This is a genomic window from Micromonospora sp. NPDC051006 (assembly GCF_044456245.1).
Taxonomy (GTDB): domain Bacteria; phylum Actinomycetota; class Actinomycetes; order Mycobacteriales; family Micromonosporaceae; genus Micromonospora.
The window spans coordinates 259,272-281,258 of record NZ_JBITFP010000002.1 but is presented as its reverse complement, the minus strand read 5'-3'; the positions used below and the strand labels follow the sequence as shown (position 1 = coordinate 281,258).

At 71.3% G+C, this 21,987-nt stretch carries 15 protein-coding genes; 9 read left to right on the top strand and 6 right to left on the bottom strand.

Annotated elements, in window-relative coordinates:
- Nucleotides 1–188: 188 nt before the first annotated feature.
- The 5 genes from ACIBBA_RS05000 to ACIBBA_RS04980 form a co-directional block, all read right to left on the bottom strand.
- On the bottom strand, nt 189–1,433 hold the full coding sequence (locus tag ACIBBA_RS05000) for a type II secretion system F family protein (protein WP_396693879.1): 1,245 nt from the start codon (nt 1,431–1,433) through the stop codon (nt 189–191).
- Nucleotides 1,430–2,641: a TadA family conjugal transfer-associated ATPase gene (locus ACIBBA_RS04995; RefSeq protein ID WP_396693877.1), complete on the bottom strand. Its 1,212-nt coding sequence runs from the start codon at nt 2,639–2,641 to the stop codon at nt 1,430–1,432. The genes ACIBBA_RS05000 and ACIBBA_RS04995 overlap by 4 nt, the downstream gene beginning before the upstream one ends.
- Nucleotides 2,638–3,741 (bottom strand): septum site-determining protein Ssd, encoded by a 1,104-nt coding sequence (ssd, locus tag ACIBBA_RS04990; RefSeq protein ID WP_396693875.1) that lies wholly within the window; start codon nt 3,739–3,741, stop codon nt 2,638–2,640. The genes ACIBBA_RS04995 and ssd overlap by 4 nt, the downstream gene beginning before the upstream one ends.
- A 190-nt stretch (nt 3,742–3,931) precedes the next feature.
- Nucleotides 3,932–4,378, bottom strand: coding sequence for a glutaredoxin domain-containing protein (locus ACIBBA_RS04985; protein WP_396693873.1), 447 nt, complete (start codon nt 4,376–4,378; stop codon nt 3,932–3,934).
- Nucleotides 4,379–4,500: 122 nt separating this feature from the next.
- Nucleotides 4,501–4,902: an STAS domain-containing protein gene (locus tag ACIBBA_RS04980; protein ID WP_396693871.1), complete on the bottom strand. Its 402-nt coding sequence runs from the start codon at nt 4,900–4,902 to the stop codon at nt 4,501–4,503.
- 325 nt (nt 4,903–5,227) lie between these two features.
- On the opposite strand from ACIBBA_RS04980, the gene ACIBBA_RS04975 reads away from it, so the two are divergent.
- The 5 genes from ACIBBA_RS04975 (at nt 5,228) to ACIBBA_RS04955 (ending at nt 10,238) form a co-directional block, all read left to right on the top strand.
- Nucleotides 5,228–5,695 (top strand): hypothetical protein, encoded by a 468-nt coding sequence (locus ACIBBA_RS04975; protein ID WP_396693869.1) that lies wholly within the window; start codon nt 5,228–5,230, stop codon nt 5,693–5,695.
- A 513-nt stretch (nt 5,696–6,208) separates the two neighbouring features.
- Nucleotides 6,209–7,012, top strand: coding sequence for an HAD family hydrolase (locus ACIBBA_RS04970; RefSeq protein ID WP_396693867.1), 804 nt, complete (start codon nt 6,209–6,211; stop codon nt 7,010–7,012).
- Between the two features lie 348 nt (nt 7,013–7,360).
- On the top strand, nt 7,361–8,257 hold the full coding sequence (locus ACIBBA_RS04965; protein ID WP_396693865.1) for a hypothetical protein: 897 nt from the start codon (nt 7,361–7,363) through the stop codon (nt 8,255–8,257).
- The gene (locus ACIBBA_RS04960; protein ID WP_396693863.1) at nt 8,254–9,711 is read left to right on the top strand and encodes a methyltransferase; all 1,458 of its coding nucleotides are present in this window, start codon (nt 8,254–8,256) and stop codon (nt 9,709–9,711) included. The genes ACIBBA_RS04965 and ACIBBA_RS04960 overlap by 4 nt, the downstream gene beginning before the upstream one ends.
- Nucleotides 9,606–10,238 carry a TetR/AcrR family transcriptional regulator gene (locus tag ACIBBA_RS04955; protein ID WP_396693861.1) on the top strand — a complete coding sequence of 211 codons (633 nt, stop codon included), beginning with the start codon at nt 9,606–9,608 and terminating at the stop codon, nt 10,236–10,238. The genes ACIBBA_RS04960 and ACIBBA_RS04955 overlap by 106 nt, the downstream gene beginning before the upstream one ends.
- Nucleotides 10,239–10,278: 40 nt before the next feature.
- Here ACIBBA_RS04955 and ACIBBA_RS04950 read toward each other — a convergent pair whose 3' ends face one another.
- Nucleotides 10,279–11,025 carry an oxidoreductase gene (locus ACIBBA_RS04950; RefSeq protein ID WP_396693859.1) on the bottom strand — a complete coding sequence of 249 codons (747 nt, stop codon included), beginning with the start codon at nt 11,023–11,025 and terminating at the stop codon, nt 10,279–10,281.
- A gap of 326 nt (nt 11,026–11,351) precedes the next feature.
- Here ACIBBA_RS04950 and acs point away from each other — a divergent pair, with 326 nt between their 5' ends.
- The 4 genes from acs (at nt 11,352) to ACIBBA_RS04930 (ending at nt 21,873) form a co-directional block, all read left to right on the top strand.
- The gene (gene acs / locus ACIBBA_RS04945; RefSeq protein ID WP_396693857.1) at nt 11,352–13,349 is read left to right on the top strand and encodes an acetate--CoA ligase; all 1,998 of its coding nucleotides are present in this window, start codon (nt 11,352–11,354) and stop codon (nt 13,347–13,349) included.
- Between the two features lie 267 nt (nt 13,350–13,616).
- Nucleotides 13,617–16,409: an immune inhibitor A domain-containing protein gene (locus tag ACIBBA_RS04940; protein WP_396693855.1), complete on the top strand. Its 2,793-nt coding sequence runs from the start codon at nt 13,617–13,619 to the stop codon at nt 16,407–16,409.
- A 406-nt stretch (nt 16,410–16,815) separates the two neighbouring features.
- Nucleotides 16,816–19,122 (top strand): immune inhibitor A domain-containing protein, encoded by a 2,307-nt coding sequence (locus tag ACIBBA_RS04935; protein WP_396693852.1) that lies wholly within the window; start codon nt 16,816–16,818, stop codon nt 19,120–19,122.
- A gap of 324 nt (nt 19,123–19,446) precedes the next feature.
- On the top strand, nt 19,447–21,873 hold the full coding sequence (locus tag ACIBBA_RS04930) for an immune inhibitor A domain-containing protein (protein ID WP_396694316.1): 2,427 nt from the start codon (nt 19,447–19,449) through the stop codon (nt 21,871–21,873).
- Nucleotides 21,874–21,987 lie beyond the last annotated feature (114 nt).

The window sequence follows — 21,987 nt, the reverse complement described above, 5'->3', positions numbered from 1 at the left end:
CCCCGGCCGCCCGCCGTCCGCGGACCGCCCGCTGCTCCACGGACGCGCGCCGTCCGACGGGCGCGCGCCGCTCCACGCCCGCGCCCCGCCGTCGGGGACGCGCAGGCGTTGCAGCGGTCGACGGCCGGTGGCGGTGAGCAGCAGGGCCGCCGCGACCAGGCAGCCGGCGGCGACGGCCGCGCGGATCATCAGTCGGCCCCGCCGGGAGTGCCAGCGAGCCGTTCCGCCCAGAACAGCCCGGCCGCCTGGAGCGCGACGGCCAGCAGCGTGCAGGCCGCGCCGATCGGGGTGTGCAGGAGTACCCGCACCGGATCCACCCCGATGCCGTAGCCGAGCCCGATGCCACCGAGTGGTAGGGCCGCCAGCAGCCACGCGGTGGCCCGCGCGCCCGCCGCCTGCGCTGCTGCGGCGGCCAGCCCTCGGTCGGTCGACCGAGCGTCCGCCTCGATCCGCTCCAGCAACTCCGCCAACGGCGCACCGGTACGGTCGGCGAGGCGCACCGCCGCCGACGCGAGCCGGTCGAGCCGGCCCCCGGGCTCGGGGCGCCCCGCTGCCGCGACATCGGCGACCCGCCGGTCCGCACCTTCGACAGTCGAGGCCGTCGCGGCGCCGCTCAGCGCCGGCACCGGCAGCCCGGCCCGGAGGTCCGCGGCGAGACCGGCGAGCTGGTCCAACCGGCGACGCCGCGCCCGCTCGACGGAACGGGTCACCTGCCACCGGACGGCCGCCCGGACGCCGAGCAGTCCGTAGCCGGCGAGGGCCACTGCGGCGACCGGTCCGGCGAGCAGGCCGCCGATCCCGGCCCCGGTCAGACCGGCCAGGAACAGCGTGCGCCTCGGCGATCCGGTCAACAGCACCGACCATCCGGGATGGTCCGGCCGCGCCGCCGGGGTGGCGACGGCCGGCCGCTGCTGTACCGAGACGCTCGCGCCCGGCGTCCCGCCGAGCCCGGTCGGCCCCCGACCGTCCCGTCGTCCCGGTGGACGCGACGGCCCCGGCGGGCGCGACCGTCCGGGGGATCCGCCCGACGGCCACGGCACTCGGGTGTCGGCGTCCCGCTCGATCGCGGGCGTGCGGCGGTTTCCGCCAGCCCGGGCGGGGTCGCCGCCGAGACCGGTCGTCGCCTCCATGCGGTGCGCGGAGCCATCGCGCTCAGCCAGCGGGCCGGAAACGTCGAGGGCTCGGCCCAGCTCGGCGACCCAGCCGACGAGGGGATCCTCCGCAGCCGCGTCGGCACGCCGACCCCACCTGCTCGGCCGGCCGCCACCGTCACCGCTCGGCGTCCGCCACGTCCGCGAAGGCTCGGTGCGCCCGGTCGGTCGCATCGTCGCGACCAACGCGCGGCGGCGGGCCCGCGCGCTGCGCAGTGGCCAGCCCACCAGGATGGCCGCGACCAGCAGAAGCGCGGCCACCAGCCACGGCCCGGGGCTCATGCCGGACCGGCCGATCCCGGCCAGGGCTCGCAGAGGATCGGCGGCACCGGTACGCCCCGATCCCGCAGCAGCGCGGCGAGCGCCCGCCCGGCGAGACCGAGGCCGCGTCCGCGCACCCAGGCGGGCACCGCGGTGACCAGGTGTTCCGGCCCCTCGGGCAGCAGTAGGCAGATGGCCTCCAGCACCCGGCCCCGATCACCCCGGCGCACCTGCAACAGCACCTGGAGCGCGGCGGCCACCTGCGCGTGCAGCGCGGCGCGGGGCAGCCCGCCGAGCATGCCGAGCGCCTCCAGCCGGGCGGGCACGTCGGTCGGAGCGTTGGCGTGCAGTGTCCCGGCTCCACCGTCGTGTCCGGTGTTCAGGGCCGCGAGCAGGTCCACCACCTCGCCGCCCCGGCACTCACCGACCACCAGTCGGTCCGGTCGCATCCGCAGCGCCTGGCGGACCAGGTCGGCCAGGCTCACCACGCCGGAGCCCTCCACATTGGCGGTACGCGCCTGCAACCCCACCACGTGCAGGTGCTTCGGCTGCAGCTCGGCCGCGTCCTCCACCAGCACGATCCGCTCGGTCGCCGGCACCAGCCCGAGGAGCGTGTTGAGCAGCGTGGTCTTGCCCGATCCCGTTCCACCGGTCACCAGGTAGGCGAGCCGCGCCGCCACCACCGCGGAGAGCAGCGGCGCCACCGGTCGGGGCACCGTGCCGTGCTGCACCAGCTCGTCGAGGGTGAACGGCCGTTGCCGGAAGGTCCGCAGTGACAGGTAGGGCCCGTCGGTCGCCACCGGCGGCAGGACGGCGTGCAGCCGGGTGCCGTCGGCGAGCCGGGCGTCGGCGTACGGGGAGCCGTCGTCCAGCCGCCGTCCCGCGCTCGCGGTCAACCGTTGGGCCAGCCGGCGTACGTCGTCGACCGAGCCCACCGGCACCGCCACCTGCTGCAGCCCCTGCCCCCGGTCGACCCACACCCGCGTGCCGTTGACCAGCACGTCGGTCACCTCCGGGTCGGCCAGCAGCGGGGCGAGCGGGCCCGCGCCGACGAGTTCGTCGCGTACCCGATCGGCCATCCGCAGCACCGCCGTGTCGCCGAGGACAGCCGCGGCGGGCTCGGCCCGTACCGCGGAGACGATCGCCGCCGGAGTGACCGGAGTCGCGGCGGCGGCCATCCGCTGCCGTACCCGGGCGGAGAGCCCGTCGCCGTCCGGCCGCCCGGTCACGCCGCACCCGCAGCGGGCACGCCGGTCAACTCCGCGACGATCCGCTGGCAGAGGACGGCCAGCGGGCCGCGACCAGATGCGGCCGGCGCCTCGCCGCGCTCCAGCCCGCGGGTGATGCCGGGCTCCGGCCGGAGTGCGCCGGCCAGCGGGAGCCCGAGGGCCCTGGCCACCTCGGTCGCCTTGAGCCGACCGGGAGCCGGCCCGCGGACGATGACGGACAGGTCGGCGCAGTGCGGCGAAGCGGTGGCCACCACCCGAGCCGCAGCCGCGGTTGCGCGCAGCTCGGCGGGGACGATGACGAACGCCTGGTCGGCGGCCTGCAGCGCAATGACCGCGGCGTCGTCGAGCTGCCGGGGCAGGTCGACCACCACGAAATCCCGCCCGCGCCGCGCCGCGTCGACGGTGGCGGCCATCGCCGGGGCCGGCAGGGCGAGCAGGTCGCCCCGGTCCCAGGAGAGCACCACCAGGTCGCCCCGGTTCGGCAGGGCCCGGACCAGCGCGGGGGCGTCGACCCGGCCGTCGGCGTCGGTGAGCGCCGGCCAGCGCAGCCCCTCCAATTCTTCCCAGCCGAGCACCAGGTCGAGCCCGCCGCCGAGCGGGTCGGCGTCGACCAGCAGGGTGCGCAGCCGGGTGCGGGCCGCGGTGACCGCGAGGCCACCGGCCAGGACACTCGCCCCGGCGCCGCCCCGCCCACCGAGCACCGCGACGATGCGCGCTCCCGGGCCGGACGGCCGGTCGGCGCCGTGCTCGGCGAGGCGGTCGACCAGCCAGGGCTCGGCCGCCGGCAGCGTGGCGACGTGCTCGGCACCGATCAGCTCGGCGACCTGCCAGCCGGGATCGAGCTCCCCGGAGCGGCCGACCAGCACCAGCCGGGGCCGGTGTGGCAGCCGGGCGCGTAGGCAGGGCTGGGCCTGATCCGCGCCGACCAGCACGATCGGCGCGGGCAGCCAGCGGGTCCGGGCGGCGGCCGGGTCGGGTGCCAGCTCCACCTCGGCACCGCCGGCAGCGGCGAGCCGGAGCAGGTCGTCGAGCAGCTCGCCGTCGGCGGTGACGACCAGCGGTCGTCGAGTGGGCGATGGAACGGCGGTACGGGGTGGCATCGCGGCCTCCAGCGGTCGGGCTCGGGTGCTGACCGAGACCCTGCTCGCGTTCCGCCCCGCCTACCGCCCTCCAGCCGCCACCTGTGGACAACTCAGCCAGCTGTGGACAATGCCCGCCGGACCAGTCGATCTGCTATGCGCCGCCGACCCCCGGACGTCCTCCCAGCAGGTACTTCGCCGATCCGCGACGCTATCCCCGGTCACCGAGGGCGCATATCCGGTCGCGCAGCCAGCCCGGGTCGGGATTGACGAAGGATTCGCCACCGACCACGACGGTCGGCACCGTCTCGTCGCCCCCCGTCACCGCCCGGACCGCAGCCGCACCGGCGGGATCGCTCCAGATGTTGACCCAGTACGCCTGCCGCGCATTCCGACCGAGCCGGGCGCGCAGCCGTAGGCAGTACTGGCAGCCGGGCCGCCAGTAGACGATCACTCGGCCGTCGGCTGCGCTGCGCTCCTGCGCCTGGGCGGCGTCGAGTGACCTCGGAAAGAACAGTGGCGACAGCAGGGCCGCCAACCCGAGAAACACCAGCAGCTCAATGGCACCGGTCTGGGTCGAGCCCGTCGCGAACAGGGTGCCCGCCACGACCGCCCCGCAGACCAGCGCGATTCCCGTCAGCTTCCAACTACGCAGCATGCCGCCGGACGCTACCCGCCGGCGTGCACTGGTTGCGCGGTACGGCTGCCGGCCGGCCGGCGGGAAGGAGGTCAGGTAGCACGGCGTTCACTGATTCTTTGCTGACCTGGGTGGCCTTGCGCTCAACCTGCGATCGGCAGGTTGGCGTGTTCGATCGCGGTGGGAACTTGGCGGACGCGTCCTGGTGGCGGCGGGTAGCCGAAGAGTTCGCCGACCGCGCTGAGCAGGAGGACCCGCGCCGGCGCGCCGACGGCGGCGGTGATGACCAGCTGCTGGCCACGAGCCACGGCGGTATCCCTGGCGGCCAGCAGTGCAGCGAGCGCAGCGCAATCGAGGTGCCGTAGCGCTGTCAGGTCGAGAGCGAGACGGGTCACCCAGGAGGCGTCCAGCAGGCGTCTCAGGTCGTACTCAAATTGATCGGCCGTAGCTAAGTCGGCTTCACCGCTCAGGGTGACGTGCCGAGTGCTTGGCAGGACGTCGTGACAGTCGTATCGCAGTGCACCGCGACCATTGGAAGTGTCCATGAAGGGACGCGGTCCTCGCCCAGCCAAGGGGCGGTTGCAGGGCCGGACGAGGTGGCCACCATCAGTCCGGCGCCGAAGAGGACAGAGCTCGGGTGCGGCAGTGCCGGCCTCGACGTGGCGCTTCGGGCGCCGTCTCGAACGGTACTCGCGACCACCGCCACCCGCCGGCTCAGGCAATAGCCATGCTCGCGGCAGAGGCCACTGAACGTGGCGACTCTGGCTAGAGCGGAACATAGAGCCGCAGTCCCGCCACCAGCGTGAACGGCCGGCGACACCTGCTCACACGGCGTCTCGGGCTGTCATCGTTGGTGACAGGATCACGCCCGTGAGCGACTTCTACGTCTCCCTGATCCCGACCGACGTCAACTGGCAACCGACCAGCGCAGCGGCCACCGAGGCGGGAGCGTACGTCCGGCGAGTGTTCCCCGACCCGGACGGCGTCCAACAGGACATCACGGTCGAGTTCTATGACCGGATCACCGTGGTCGACGCGGGCGAGAGCGTCCAGCAAATCACGTGCCCGCACTGCGATCGGGACATCCCAACGGACTGGTACGACGACCTGATCGAGGAGACTGAGGGCGAGTTCGACAGCCTGATTGTGTCGGTTCCGTGCTGCGAGACTGCAGTCGCGCTGGACACCCTGAAGTTCGACTGGCCCAGCGGCTTTGCTCGCTTCGAGATCGCAATCGCAAACCCGGCTCGCGTGGAGTACGAGTTCACCCCCGATGAAATCGACGCCGTCGAGGCCATCCTGGGCCACCCACTCCGGCAGGTCGTCGCGCACATCTAGCTGACGGGCCGCGTGGCCGCGTCGCCGGTTTGCTGCTCCCGCCATTGGCCGCCGTCGGCCGGGACGAGGCAACGCATCATCGACCGGGCCTCGTCTTCGGTGTTGAACTCCCACCGGACCTCGCGGGCGAGCCACACGTCACGCCGGGCAGCCGAGCTGTGACCTGGGCCTCAATGCTGGACCTGGAAAGGGACGACCCCCGTCGGGGGGAGACGGGGGTCGTCGGGAGGTTCGGCTCCGGGGGGGTCGAGCCGAACCAACTCAGCGGTCACGGGGGGTGCAACCGCTGAGGGCCTGCCTGTTGTGCGACATATGCATGCTCGTCGTACGGACAAGTCTGCCTGAGTAGACCTGTTACGTCGAGTGGTGTTCACTCCACTCCCTGCGAATTTGTTTCGCAGAGTGTGATCGCGATCACCGTCAGCAGAGATGATCGGGTCGGCCCGCCGGTCTGGAGATCACCGGACCCCGGGCACCCGCCGACCATAGACCATCCGGCTAGACTTTCGCGCCGTGGGCCGAGGTGCCGCTTTCTTCGATCTGGACAAGACCGTCATCGCTAAGTCGAGCGCACTGGCGTTCGGTCGGCCGTTCTACCGGGACGGGTTGATCACACGGCGTGACGTGGTCAAGTCGGCGTACGCGCAGCTGATGTTCCGGCTGGGCGGCACCGACGAGCAGACCATGGCCCGAACACGGGACTACCTGGCCACCCTCTGCAAGGGCTGGCAGGTGGAGCAGGTCCGCCAGATCGTCGCGGAGACGCTGCACGAGCTGATCAACCCGTACGTGTACGCCGAGGCGGCCGCCCTCATCGAGGAGCACCAGGCGGCCGGTCGGGACGTGGTGCTGGTCTCGGCCTCCGGCGAGGAGATGGTCCGGCCGATCGGCGAGCTGCTCGGGGTGACCGACGTGATCGCCACCCGGATGGCGGTGCAGGACGGTCGGTACAGCGGCGAGGTCGAGTTCTACGCGGCCGGCCCGAGCAAGGTCGAAGGCGTCAACGAGCTGGCCGCCGCGCGCGGCTACGACCTCGCCGACTCGTACGCCTACTCCGACTCGTACAGCGACCGGCCGCTGCTGGAGTGCGTGGGCCACCCGACCGTGGTGAACCCGGACCGCCAACTGCGCAAGCTGGCGGCGGAGAACGCCTGGCCGGTGCTCGAGTTCCGGCACCCGATCCCGCTGGGCCGGCGGCTGCGCGAGCGCCCGGCCGTCCCGGTGGCCGCGGCCGCTGCGGCGGTCGGCGTCGGGGTGGCGATCGGCATCGCCTGGTACGGCCGGCACCGCCGCACCCGCTCCGCCCCGGTCGCCTGACACCCTCGCCGCCGCACATCGGCACCGCCTGGATCCGCACCGCCTGGACCCGTGCCGACTGACCGCGCCGCTTGGCGTCGCACCGCCTGGACCCGCGCCGACTGCCCGCACCGCTCGGCGTCCGCACCGCCTGAAAGCCTGCATCGTCTGACAGTCCACGCCGCCTGACGCCGCAACGCGCCGCGGTCACCGGCCGCCATCCTCACGGCAGCACCGTCGCCGACCCCGGCCCTCGACGGCGTCCGCAGCCCTTCCACCGCCACGGGCACTGGTTCGCCCGCGCTATTGAGCACTCGCTCAATTCCTCCTATCCTCCGTTTGAGCGACCGCTCAAAACGGGGAGGACCCATGTCGGAGCAGAACGACCCGCGCCCACGGCGCACCACGGCCAACTGGATCCTGGCCGGCCTGATCGGGCTTTTCGGCCTGGTGGTCTTCGCGGCAGCGGTCCGCGACGGCCGCGCCGACAGCGCCCTGCTCTTCGTGGCGCTGCCCGTGCTGCTGGCTGCGGCGCTGGCCCTGAGCCCCGGCGGGACCGCGCACGGCCGGGTCTTCGTCGTGACCACCATCGCCCTGCTGCTGGCGGCGGTGGCGTTGCACGAGGGCGCCATCTGCGTCGTCCTGGCCTCGCCTCTGGTGTACGCGGTGGCTCACGGCACCACGGCCCTGATCCGCCTGGTCAGCCGCTCCTCCCGTGCGTACGCGGTGGTCGCGGTGCCGCTGCTGCTCCTGCCCGGGCTGGAGGGCAGCGGCATCGGCCCGCGCTTCGACCCGGGGCAGTCGGTCGAGGTCGTCCGGGTCGTCGCGCTCCCCGCCGGCGAGGTGGCCGCCCGCCTCGCCGCCGGCCCCCGACCAGCCACGGTCCGGTCCGTACCGCTGCGGCTGCTGGGCGTCCCCACGCCCCGCCAGGTCAGCGGCGACGGGCTGACCCCCGGCGACCGCTGGATGTTCGGCTACCACGGCAGCGCACACGGGCCGGGCGGTCACCTGCTGGCCCAGGTCGAGACCAGCGAACCGCGGCACGTGGCCTTCCGGTTCGTCGAGGACAGCTCCATCACCGGCCGCTGGTTCACCTGGCAGCACGCCGACCTGCGCTGGCGGGCTGTCGACGCCGGCCACACGCAGGTCCGCGTCACCGTCGACTACCGGCGTGGCCTCGACCCGTCCTGGTACTTCGGCCCGCTCCAGGACGCGCTGCTCGGCGAGGGGGTCGAGCACCTGCTGGACATGATGGCGCTGCGATGACCGCGGCACGCCACCTCAGCCTGGCGGTGCCGCTGCTGGCGGTGCTCGCCGCCGCGCTGCTGGACCGCCGCCAGGACGGCCGGACGGTCGCGCTGCTGAACCGCCGCCGGGACGCCCGGGCGGTCGCGCGGCTGGACCGCCGCCAGGACGCGCTGCCGGAGCGCCGCCAGGACGCGCGCGCGGCCGCGCTGCTGGCCTTCGTGGCCGCCGCGGTCGGCGTGACCGCCCTCAACGACGTGGCGCGGGTGACCGGCTGGTTCGCCTTCGCCTCGGTGCGGGGCGCCTACCGGGGAATGCCGGTCGACCTCTGGATCGGCTGGGCGGCGCTCTGGGGCCCGCTGCCCGTGCTGCTGCGCCGGGTGCTCCCCGTGCCGGTCGCCCTCGGCCTGCTGCTCTGGCTCGACGTGGTGGCGATGCCCGCGCTGCATCCGTTGGTCCGGCTCGGGCCGCACTGGCTGGTCGGGGAGGCGGTCGGGCTGCTCGCCGTGGCGCTGCCGGCGCAGCTGCTCGGCCGGTTCAGCGCCGACCGCCGGCACCTGCGTACGCGGACCCTCCTCCAGCTCGGTCTCTTCGCCGCCCTCCTGCTGTGGTTCGTACCCACCCTGGCCTTCGAGCTGGGAGACGGGTCCTGGGCGGCGCTCACCGGGCTGCCGGCGACCCGGCTGGTGCTCCTCGCGCAGGTGGCCCTGCTGGTCGCGGTGCCGGCGCTCGCCGCGGTACGCGAGTTCTCGGCCCGCGGCGGTGGCACCCCGTACCCGTGGGATCCGCCCCGCCGACTCGTCACCACCGGCCCGTACTCCTATCTGGCCAACCCCATGCAGGTCGGCGCCGTCGCTCTGACGCTGCTCACCGCCGCGGTCACCCGCAGCCTCGCCCTAGCGGCGGCCGCCGTGGTGATCGTCGCCTTCGGGGCGGCGGTGGCGCGCCCGCACGAGGAGTACGACCTGGACCACCGGTACGGGCAGCGCTGGCGGGGATACCGGCGGCAGGTCCGGAACTGGTGGCCGCGCTGGCGGCCGTACCCCGGCACGCCGGCCGTCCTGTGGCTGGACGACGACTGCGGACCGTGTGAAGCGACACGGCGGTTCCTCGAACGCCGGCAGCCGGTGAACCTCACGATCGCGCCCGCCGCGGCGCATCCGCGGCTGCTGTGGCGGGCGGAGTACGCGGGCGGCGACGGCCACACGGAACGGGGGGTGGCCGCCGTCGCCCGCGCGCTGGAACACGTCGACCTCGGCTGGGCCATGGTGGGCTGGACACTACGGTTGCCGGGGATCGGCTGGCTCGCCCAGCTGGTGACCGATGCGATGATCGCACCGCCGCATCCGGCGAGGCGGCGAGGAGAGGGATGTCCGACACCAAGCAACGGCTGCTCGACGGCGCCATCGCCGCGATCCGTGAGCACGGCATCGCCGGAGTCTCGGCCCGCACCATCGCCGCGGCCGCAGGGGTGAACCAGGCCCTGGTGTTCTACCACTACGGCACCGTGGACGACCTGCTGACCGCGGCCTGCCAGGCCGGCACCGCCGAGCGGGTCGCCCACTGGTCGACGCGGCTGGCCGAGGTCCGGTCCCTGCGGGAGTTGCTCGACGTGGGACGTGCCCTGCACGAGCAGGAGCAGGAGCTGGGCAACGTCTCGTTCCTGGCCCAGATGCTCGCCGGCGCGCAGAGCGACGAACGGCTCGCCGCCCCCACCGGCGCCGCCCTCCAGCTCTGGGTCGACGAGATCGAGTCGGTCCTGCGTCGGCTGCTGGCCGGGTCCCCGTTCGCCGAGATCGCCGACGTCGCCGGCCTCGCCCGCGCGGTCTCCGCCGCGTTCATCGGGCTGGAGCTCTACGGCGGCGTGGACCGGGACGGGATGGAGCGGGCGATGTCCGCGCTCGACCAGCTCGCCGTACTCATCGAGATCGTGGACGATCTCGGCCCGATCGCCCGGCGGGCGCTGCAAGGAAAGATCACCAGGGCGACACGCCGGAGCTGACCCGCCGCACGAAGCGGCCCGCACCGCGAGGTGAGCCTGGTCAGGCGGCGGCCAGGACCTCGTCGCCGATCTGGGTGAGCTGGTCGGCGCCCACCTCGACGGCGCTCATGTAGTGCCGCAGCCACGAGCGGAGCCCGTCCGGGGTGCCGGTGGCGAAGGCGCCTGCCGAGCCGACGTACTCCGGCTCGCGCTCGTGGTGGCCGACGTCGACGGCGAGCAGGCCGCGCGGGTCGAACCCGCTGGACAGCAGCACCAGCCGGGCGGCGCCCCGGGCGACCACCCCGGACGGCCCGGCGAAGGGACGCAGGTTCAGCAGTTCGCCGTGCACCACGGCGGCGAGCACCAACGGCGGTACCTTCGTGCCGCCGGCGGCCAGCCCGGCCAGGCCGTCCAGCCGGGCGCCGACCACCGGATCGGCCACCGGCCGCCCCAGCTCCGGCTCGGGTACGACGTCCCGGGCGGCGAGCACGTGCAGCCGGGCCAGCGCCTGGCGGGGCGCCTTCGGCCAGAGGTCGGTCAACCCGGGCAGGGCGCCGGCGACCCGCAGCGCGCCCTGGACGACGGGGTCGGTGACGGTGCCGGCGCGCACCGCCTCGCGCTCGCGCGGGTACCCCTCCAGGGCCGCGCTGGCCACCGCGGAGCGGAGGCTGACCTCGGCGGCGACCTGGCCGCCGTGCCGGCGCAGCGCGCGGTGCCGCAGCGCGTGGTCGAAGCGCTCGCGGGCGCGCTCGACGGCGGGGGCGATGTCGGCGAGCGCGAGCAGCGGAGCGAGCGGGTCGGTGGTCACCCCGTCACGCTAGCGACCCGGCCCGCCGGGCCGGGCGAGAGCCACCCGGAAGGCGATCGACGCCACCGGGCCGGCGTCAGCCCGCCGACAGAACGCATCGACCCGACCCGACAGCGCCGCCGGACACGGCGACCGCCGCCGCCGGGCCGGACGCAGATCCGACCCGACGCGGCCGGACACGTCGGCCGGGGGGCGTCGTGCAGCTTGGCGCGCGCCGGGGGCCGCTCGGCGCGGTACGGACGGGCGGCGGTCGCCCACGCCGACCGGCCGGACTAACCTCTCCCCCAGACGAGACGCAGGTCACCCCGAGCGACGAGGAGTCACGGATGAGCGAGGCATTGGCCAATCTGCTGAACGAGACGCGCCAGTTCCCCCCGCCAGCCGCACTCGCCGCCGAGGCCAATGTCAAGGCCGACGCCTACGACGAGGCCGCGGCCGACCGGCTGGCCTTCTGGGAGCGGCAGGCCGACCGGCTGGCCTGGTCGAAGCAGTGGGACCAGGTGCTGGACTGGTCGAACCCGCCGTTCGCGAAGTGGTTCGTCGGCGGCGAGCTGAACGTGGCGTACAACTGCCTGGACCGGCACGTCGAGGCCGGCCGGGGCGACCGGGTGGCGATCCACTGGGAGGGTGAGCCGGGTGACACCCGCACCCTGTCGTACGCCGACCTGCACACGCTGACCTGCCAGGCGGCCAACGCGCTGACCGAGCTGGGCGTCACCGCGGGCGACCGGGTGGCCATCTACATGCCGATGATTCCGGAGGCCGCGGTCGCGATGCTGGCCTGCGCCCGGATCGGCGCGACGCACAGCGTGGTCTTCGGTGGCTTCTCGGCGGACGCGCTGACCAACCGGATCCAGGACGCCAGCGCCAAGGTGGTGATCACCGCCGACGGCGGCTACCGGCGGGGCAAGCCGTCGGCGCTGAAGCCGACCGTGGACGAGGCGGTGGCGAACTGCCCGTCGATCGAGCACGTGCTGGTGGTCCGCCGCACCGGCGAGGACGTCGCCTGGTCCGCGAAGGACCACTGGTGGCACGAGACGGTGGAGACCGCCTCGCCGGAGCACGCCGCGCAGCCGTTCGACGCCGAGCACCCCCTCTTCATCCTCTACACCAGCGGCACCACGGCCCGACCGAAGGGCATCCTGCACACCACCGGCGGCTACCTGACCCAGGCCTCGTACACCACCCACGCGGTCTTCGACCTGAAGCCGGAGTCCGACGTCTACTGGTGCACGGCCGACATCGGCTGGGTGACCGGGCACTCCTACATCGTGTACGGGCCGCTCTCCAACGGCGCCACCCAGGTGATGTACGAGGGCACGCCCGACACGCCGCACAAGGGCCGGTTCTGGGAGATCGTCGACAAGTACAAGGTCACCATCCTCTACACCGCGCCGACGCTGATCCGCACCATGATGAAGTGGGGCGAGGACATCCCGGCCGGCTTCGACCTCTCCTCGCTGCGACTGCTCGGCAGCGTCGGCGAGCCGATCAACCCGGAGGCGTGGATCTGGTACCGGCAGCACATCGGCCGGGGTGAGCTGCCCGTCGTGGACACCTGGTGGCAGACCGAGACCGGCGCGATCATGATCTCCCCGCTGCCGGGCGTGACCGAGGCCAAGCCGGGCAGCGCGATGACGCCGCTGCCGGGCATCGTCGGCGACGTGGTGGACGACCAGGGCCAGTCGGTGCCCAACGGCGGCGGCGGTTACCTGGTGCTCCGCGAGCCGTGGCCGTCGATGTTGCGCACCATCTGGGGTGACGACAACCGGTTCATCGAGACGTACTGGTCCCGGTTCGGCGCCGGCGCCGGCAGTGGCGGGTCGGGCGGCGACTGGGTCTACTTCGCCGGCGACGGGGCCAAGAAGGACGACGACGGGCACATCTGGCTGCTCGGCCGGGTGGACGACGTCATGCTGGTCTCCGGTCACAACATCTCCACCACCGAGGTGGAGTCGGCGCTGGTCTCGCACCCCTCGGTGGCCGAGGCGGCGGTGGTCGGCGCGACCGACCCGACCACCGGTCAGGCGATCGTCGCGTTCGCCATCCCGCGCGGCAGCACGGACATCGCCGGCGAGGCGGGCGAGCAGCTCATCGCGGACCTGCGCAGCCACGTGGCGAAGACCCTCGGGCCGATCGCCAAGCCCCGGCAGATCATGCTGGTGGCCGAGCTGCCGAAGACCCGCTCGGGCAAGATCATGCGCCGGCTGCTGCGCGACGTGGCGGAGCACCGGTCGCTGGGCGACGTCACCACGCTCCAGGACTCCTCGGTGATGGAGCTGATCTCGGCGGGGATGAGCGGCGGCAAGTCCGACGAGGACTGACGGCAGACGTACACCTCGGAGGGTGGTGGTCCGGTGGATCGCCACCCTCCGTCACGTCTTACGGCTGCCCATCCAGATGGTTGCCGACTGTCATATCGGTCGGTCGGGGGAGCCGGGAGAAGCTGAACGGACATAGGCGAGCTTTGACCCCTGTCGCTCCGGTCGGTTCTGATTTAGGTTCACGCACGTCGAGCCGGTTCGACGGGCATCACTCTCTCGATCGGTCGGCCGACGTCCTCCTTTGCCATGCCCGAGAAATGGAGTGGCATGAACAAAAAACCCCAGTCCGGGGCACGCCGGCGCCTACTCGTCGCGCTGCCCGCCGTTGCTCTCGCGGCCACGTCACTGACCGTGACCGGCAGCGCCGCGGCCCAGACGACCGCGGCCCCGCGCGCGGTCATCGGGGCCGATGAGCACTACATCAACTACGCCGAGCCCGAGGTGCAGCCGGATACCGGCGGCCGCGAGGTCAAGGGCAAGGACGGCGTCTATACCACGCCGCCCGACGAGGCGCGGGCGTTCGACCGCAAGTACGCGCGTGGCAACCCGGTGACCGCCCGGGAGCTGGCCAAGATCGAGGCCAAGTCGATCCGGACCAAGCAGAACCCGCGGAAGATCAAGCAGGCCCCCAGCACCCAGACGGCGAAGCTGCTGACCCTGCTGGTGGAGTTCAACGACCAGGCCAACGACGACTTCACCGACGTCATGGTGCCGAGGACGGTGTTCGAGGACCGCACCTGCGTGCCGGGCACGGTGCAGAACGGGCCGAAGCACAACAACATCCCGAACCCCGCCAACCTGGGGTACGAGGACAACAACTCGATGTGGGTGCCGAACTTCTCGCCCAACCACTACGACAAGATGCTCTACACCAAGACGGGCATCACCGAGCGGGTGCGCAAGGACCTGAAGGGTCCGGACGGCAAGCGCGGCATCGACCTGTCCGGCCGCACCATGCACAACATGTACCTGGAGATGTCCAAGGGCGCGTACACCGTGGACGGGCAGGCCAGCCCGTGGATCACGGTGCCGCACTCGGAGGCCTGGTACGCGGCGAACCGCTGCTTCCAGGACGAGAACGGCAACTGGGTCGCCGGCCGTCAGCAGTCGATGAACGGCCACCCGGACAACCCGGCCGGTGCCGGCCGCCTGGCGACCGACGCGATCACCACGCTGGCCGCGACGAACCCGAACTTCCCGTGGGCCGACTACGACATCGAGGACCAGGGCGACCGGGACGGCGACGGCAACTTCTTCGAGCCGGACGGTGTGATCGACCACCTGGTGCTGGTGCACGCCGGCAAGGGCAAGTCCAGCGGCGGCGGCGCACAGGGCGTCTACGCGGTCTGGGCGCACTCCTCCTCGGTTCCGGGCGGCTTCGCCATCCCGGGCACCAACCTCCAGGTGTCGAACTACATCGTGCAGCCGGAGGACGCCGGCGTCGGCGTCTTCGCCCACGAGTTCGGTCACGACCTCGGTCTGCCGGACCTCTACGACACCTCCGGCAACGCCGACTCCGACGTGGACTTCTGGGACCTGATGGCCTCGGGCTCGCACTCGGGTGAGATCTTCCAGGCGCTGCCGACCCACATGGGTATCTGGGACAAGTGGGTGCTCGGCTGGGCCGACCCGCTCACCGTGGCCCCCGGTTCCCAGCCGCGGACGGTGGAGCTGGGGCAGACCTCACGCACCCCGGTCCGCACCGAGGACGGCATCAAGGTCGACCTGCCGGACAAGGTGATCACGCTGGCCACGCCGCACAGCGGCGCGAACATGTGGCACAGCGGCAACGACCAGGACTGGGCCGACGTCAAGCTGAGCCGCTCGGTGGCGGTGCCCGCGGCGGCGGATGCCAAGTTCTGGATGTGGAACAACTACGTCATCGAGGCCGACTGGGACTACGGCTTCGTCGAGGTGTCGACCGACGGTGGCACCACCTGGGCCGAGCAGAAGGTCTACGACGAGGCCGGCAACGTGGTCACCACGCCGGACAACTACCCGGACCCGAACGGCCGGATGAACGACTTCGGCGGCAAGAAGTACGGCCTGACCGGTAGCACCGACGGCTGGCGGCACGACTACGTCGACCTGTCGGCGTACGCCGGGACGACGATCCAGCTGCGGCTGCGCCAGGCCACCGACGAGGCGTTCGTCGAGCGGGGCTGGTTCGCCGACGACTTCTCGGTCACCGGCGGCGGGGCCACCACCTGGACCGACGACGTCGAGGGCGGCGCCAACGGCTGGACGGCCACCGGCGGCACCTGGGTCGACACCACCGGTGGCGGCTGGAACATCGACAGCGGCACCATGACGCAGGCGCACTACTACCTGGCCGAGTGGCGCAACTTCGACGGCTTCGACAAGGGTCTGAAGTACGCCTACGACACGATCTACTCGCGCGACGCGTGGAAGGTCGACCGGATCGCGTACAACGCCCCGGGCATGCTGGTCTGGTACCGGGACACCGCGCTCGGCGACGTCAACCACGTCACCGGGCAGCTCACCGCGCTGCCGAGCTACGGCGCGAAGGGCGGGTTGCTCATCGTCGACTCGCACTTCGACCCGTACCGGCGGACCGGCCAGGCCGCGGTGAAGGACCCGTCGGTGACGGACAACCTGCCCAGCCGCCCGCAGTCGTCGAACGCGGCGTTCTCGCTGAACTCGACGTACCCCTTCACGGAGTGCCTGGAGGCGGCGGGTGAGCCGTACAGCGCGTACTGCACCAAGTTCCGCTCGCAGCCCCCGGTGAAGGCGTTCACGGACGCCAAGGGCTGGTACCCGGGCATCGAGATGCGGGACGGCGCGGCGTACGCCCGGGACAGCGACGCCTCGGTGGTGCTGCCGTCGCGGAACAACGCGCCGTACACCACCCGGGTCACCAACCCGGACGGCACGCCCGCGCCGGAGTTCTACGGGGTGACCCTGGGCGGTGGCGTGATCGTGCTGGGCACCGGAAACCCCGGTGACCAGGGCGTCAACTTCGGGGTCTCGCTCACGATCAAGAAGGCGAAGCGGGACAACTCGTCCGCGACGATCTACGTGACGCCGGCGAGGAACTGACCGCGTACCCGTCCTGGCGACGGGTGGTCAACGGGCGGCCCGTCCGAAGCATTTCGCTTCGGGCGGGCCGTCCGCCGTCCGGGCCGGTCGCCCCGCGCCCAACGTCGCCCGAGCCGGTTGAGCCCGCGAATGTGACGTTCTCCGCGACGCCGGCGCTCCCCTTGGGGGACCTCATAATTCCCGCTACTTACCGTGATCGTGATCGAAACGTAACGTGAACAGTTGCCTAAGGCTACGGCCCGTTTGGACTGACTTGTCGCGCTAAAACATCCCAGAAGGTCGAGCGCCGGCGAACAATTGACTCGTGACATTCGTTCAGCCCTCTGTCAGGGTGAGTGACGCATCTCATGACAGTGATGGCCCCGCCAACGCATGTCATGTAACAGATCCACAAAGGAGGAGACCTTTGAGGAGACGAGTCACAGCCGGTCTGGCCACCGCCACGGCCGCGCTGCTGGCGGCGGGAGTCGTGGCGACGCCGGCCTCCGGCGCCCCGGCGGCAGGCCCGACCCCCGGATCCGACAAGGCGAAGCACGGTCGCGACAACCTGCCTGACCCGAAGGCGGACCAGCACCGGGAGCTCCGCAAGCAGGCCATCGCCGACCTGCTCACCGGCAAGGCCAAGCTGCAGAAGCGCAACGGCTCGAACGTCATCCAGGTCAAGGACGACCTGTTCGTCGAGTACCAGCAGGCCCCGAAGGTCGACCCGATCTTCACCATGCTGGTCAACTTCGGGGACAAGACCGACCCGCGTACCGGCGGAACCCCCGGCCCCGTGGTCAACCAGATCGCCGAGCCGGACCGGAACTGGGACGGCAACGCCACCGACGACAACAGCACCCTGTGGCGGCCCGACTTCCACCGTGAGCACTACCTGGACATGTTCTACGGTGACGGCGAGTCGATGCGGGACTTCTACCTGAAGCAGTCCGGCGGCCGGTACACCGTCGGCGGTGACGTGAGCGACTGGGTCACCGTGCCGTACAACGAGGCGCGGTACGGCAGCAACGCCATCTCCGAGGCCGACGGCTCCTGGAACTTCATCAAGGACAGCGCCACGTCCTGGTACGACTCCCAGGTCGCCGCCGGCAAGACCCCCACCCAGATCAAGGAGTACCTGGCCCAGTTCGACCAGTGGGACCGGTACGACTTCGACGGTGACGGCGACTTCAACGAGCCCGACGGCTACATCGACCACTTCCAGGCGGTGCACGCGGGCGAGGGCGAGGAGGCCGGCGGCGGCGCCCAGGGCGAGGACGCCATCTGGTCGCACCGCTGGGGCGCCTTCACCAACCTGGAGGGCGTCGCCGGCCCGGCCGGCAACCTCTCGGGCGGTGTGCAGATCGGCGACACCGGCCTCTGGATCCGGGACTACACCACGGAGCCGGAGAACGGCGGCCTGGGCGTGTTCGCCCACGAGTACGGGCACGACCTCGGCCTGCCGGACCTGTACGACACCGCCGGCGGCGACAACGGCGTGGGCTTCTGGAGCCTGATGTCCTCGGGTTCGTGGCTGAGCCACGGCACCGACGACATCGGGTCGACCCCGGGCTACATGGACCCGTGGTCGAAGCTCTTCCTCGGCTGGCTGAACCACAGCGTGGTCGAGGGCGACAGCGGCACCACCCAGGTGACGCTCGGCCCGGCCGGTGACAGCGACGGGCCGAAGGCCCAGGCGGTCGTGGTCAACCTGCCGTCGCAGACCCAGACCACCGCGTACAACACCCCGTTCGCGGGCTCGTACGAGTGGTGGAGCGGCAGCGCGGACGACCTGAAGAACTCGCTGACCCGCACGCTGGACCTGACCGGGGCGACCACCGCGTCGATCACGGCCAAGGCTCAGTACGACATCGAAGAGGACTTCGACTACCTCTACGCCGAGGTGTCCACCAACGGTGGCACCAGTTGGACCTCGCTCACCAACTCGCTGGTCGACGCCGGTGAGACCGGGATCGACGGCTCCAGCAGCGGCAACTGGGTGGACCTGACCTACGACCTGTCCGCGTACGCCGGGCAGACCGTACAGTTCCGCTACCGCTACGCGACCGACGGCGGCGTGCACTTCGCCGGCGCGTTCCTGGACAACATCGCGCTGACCAGGAACGGCACCGTCGCGTGGACCGACGACGCCGAGACCCTCGCCGCCGAGTGGACCGCCAAGGGCTTCACCCGGATGGGTGGCTCGGTCACCGACGTCTACCCCCGCTTCTACATCGCCGAGAACCGAACCTACTTCGGATACGACGACGCGCTGCGGACCGGCGGTTACAACTTCGGCTACGGCACCACCCGGCCGGACTTCGTGGACCGGTTCTCGAACCAGCCCGGCATGCTGGTCTGGTACGTGAACTACGCGTACGGCGACAACAACACCTCGGCGCACCCGGGCTACGGCCTCAACCTGCCGGTTGACGTCCGCCCGGAGGCGATCAAGGTGAAGGGTCAGGGCACCATCACCAACCGGCGCAACGGCTACGACGGCACGTTCAGCCTCTACACCAAGCCGGCGCAGACGTTCCGCCTCAACGGGGTGGCGATCACCGTGCCGCAGCTGAAGCCGAACGCGGTGTTCGACGACACCAAGGCGGGCCAGTACTGGGCCGCCAACAACGAGCAGAACTCGGTGAAGGTGGCCGGCACCGGCACCCGGATCGAGATCCTCAAGCAGGGCACCAACCCGACCGACGACATGGTCGTGAAGGTCACCAACTGATCCATCGATCAATCGTGGGGCCGGTGGCGGAGACGCCGCCGGCCCCACTTTTTCGGTCCTCGAACCATTTGATCGAAATGCACCGCTGCACGTGCGCGCGTTAGGGCCCGGCCCTGCTCACGAACGTTGATGGAGCGCTCGGGGTGTGACGGCTGACGACAGAGCAAACAAAATCTTGCAACAAATCGACGCATCCATCTTCCCACCTGTCCCGCCAGTGTCTATGTTCACCATTGGTCCCACCTGTGGGATCGATCTTCACCGGTCCGTACCCCCGTAGGGCCGGTTCCCTCACACCGGAGGTACCACGTGCGCAGAGTCGCAGTGGGTCTGCTCGGGCTCTCACTGACGGCGACAGGCCTGGCTTTCGGCCCGTCCGCCTCGGCGGCGCCCCAGCCCAAACTGCCGGCAGCCGCTCCTACCGCAGCGGAGCCGCAGGCACTGAAGGACGAACTCCCCGACAAGCTCGAGGAGAAGCGTCGCGCGCTCCGTCAGGAGGGCCTCAGCGACGTCCTGACCGGGCGCAGCAAGCCCATGGAGGTCAACGGGAGCACGGTCGTCAAGGTCGGCGAGGTCGGAAAGGCGACCACCGCGACGAACGCCCGTAATCGCGCTGGCGGCCAGGAAACCCGCCACCAGTACGTCGAGCTGAAGCGCGAACGGACCGACAAGATCTTCGTGATCCTGGCGGAGTTCGGCGACCAGCGGCACCCGTCCTACCCGGACAAGGACATGAACCCGGACATCGCCGGGCCGACCACCTTCGAGGGGCCGCTGCACAACCAGATCCCGGAGCCCAACCGGGCGGTGGACAACTCCACCATCTGGCAGCCGGACTTCAGCCCGGAGCACTTCCGCCAGCTCTACTTCGGCACCAAGCCGGGTGACGAGTCGCTGAAGCAGTACTACGAGGCCCAGTCCTCGGGTCGCTACACCGTCGACGGCATGGTCAGCGACTGGGTCAAGGTGCCGTACAACGAGGCCCGCTACGGTCGCTCCGACGACCCGATCCCGGACCCGGAGCCGGGTCAGGCGCCGGACCCGCAGGACGACCTGGCCGTGTGCCCCGACAACGTCTGCTCGAACACCTGGGCGTTGATCCGCGACGCCGTCACCGTCTGGTACAACGACCAGAAGGCCAAGGGCCGTACCGAGGCGCAGATCGCCGAGGATCTGCGGTCGTACGACACGTGGGACCGGTTCGACTACGACGGCGACGCCGACTTCAACGAGCCGGACGGCTACATCGACCACTTCCAGATCGTCCACTCCGGCGGCGACCAGGCCGACGGTGACCCGCACCAGGGCGAGGACGCCATCTGGAGTCACCGCTGGTCGGCCTTCAACAGCTCGCCGGTCGGCCCGCCGAACTTCCCGATCGGCGGCACGCAGATCGGCAACACCGGTCTCTGGATCCGCGACTACACCATCCAGCCGGAGAACGGTGGCCGGAGCGTCTTCTACCACGAGTACGGTCACGACCTCGGCCTGCCGGACGACTACGGCTCGACCGACAACAACAACGAGCACTGGACCCTGATGGCCCAGAGCCGGCTCGGCGCCAAGAACGACGTCGGCATCGGTGACCGCGGTGGCGACCTGGGCGCGTGGAACAAGCTCCAGCTCGGCTGGCTCGACTACGAGGTGGTCGTCGCGGGCCAGAAGCGAACCATCGACCTGGGCCCGCAGGAGTACAACTCGAAGGACGCGCAGGCCGTCGTGGTGGTGCTACCCGAGCGGGAGTACACCTTCAACTACGGCGCGCCGTTCGCGGGCGCGAAGCAGTACTTCTCTGGCAACAGGGACGACCTCAACGGCACGATGACGAGGACCTTCGACCTCACCGGCAAGTCGTCCGCGGCACTGTCACTGAAGGGCAAGTACGCCATCGAGGAGGGGTACGACTACCTCTACTTCGAGGCGTCGACCGACGGTGGGCAGACCTGGACCGACCTGGACGGCACCGTCAACGGCCAGCCGATCGGCGTCGACGGCGCCGACCGGCCGGCTCTCGACGGCAGCAGCAACGGTGCCTGGGCCGACATCAACATCCCGCTGAACTCGCTCGCCGGCAAGGTGGCGCAGGTCCGCCTGCACTACGTCACCGACGGGGGCGTCTCCGAGGGTGGCTTCTTCGGTGACGCGATCACCGTGACCGCCGACGGCCAGACGGTGTTCAGCGACGGCGCCGAGACCGACGCGGGCTGGGCGCTGAAAGAGTGGGAAATCGTCGGCGCGACCTACACCGACACGTTCCCCAACTTCTACATCGCGGGCAACCGGTCGTACGTCTCGTACGACAAGTACCTGAAGACCGGGCCGTACTTCTTCGGCTACGCGAACACCCGCCCGGACTGGGTGGACCACTACGCGTACCAGGAGGGCCTGCTCATCTCGTACTGGAACACCCGCTGGGCGGACAACGACACGGGTGCCCACCCGGGCGAGGGTCGTAACCTGTACATCGACGCGCACCCGCGCCCGATCTACAACCTGACCGGCGCGCCGTGGCGGGCCCGGATCCAGGTCTACGACGCCCCGTTCAGCCTGAACAAGGCCGACTCGTTCACCCTGCACCTGAACAGCCAGCCGCAGTACATCCGCGGCCAGGACGCGCAGCCGCTCTTCGACGACACCAAGAAGTACTTCTACGAGGAGCTGCCGAACCACGGCGTCAAGCTCCCCGCAGCCGGTGTCAAGGTGAAGGTCCTGGAGCAGGACGGCACCTCGATGAAGATCCGCATTTCCTGATTCGTCAACGGTGACGACGGCGGCGCCCGGGTTTTCCCGGGCGCCGTTGTCGTTCCCGCGCCGCAGCAAGTTCTGCCGGCCGGTTCGGAACTGGGGCGACGGGCGCGGCGTCGA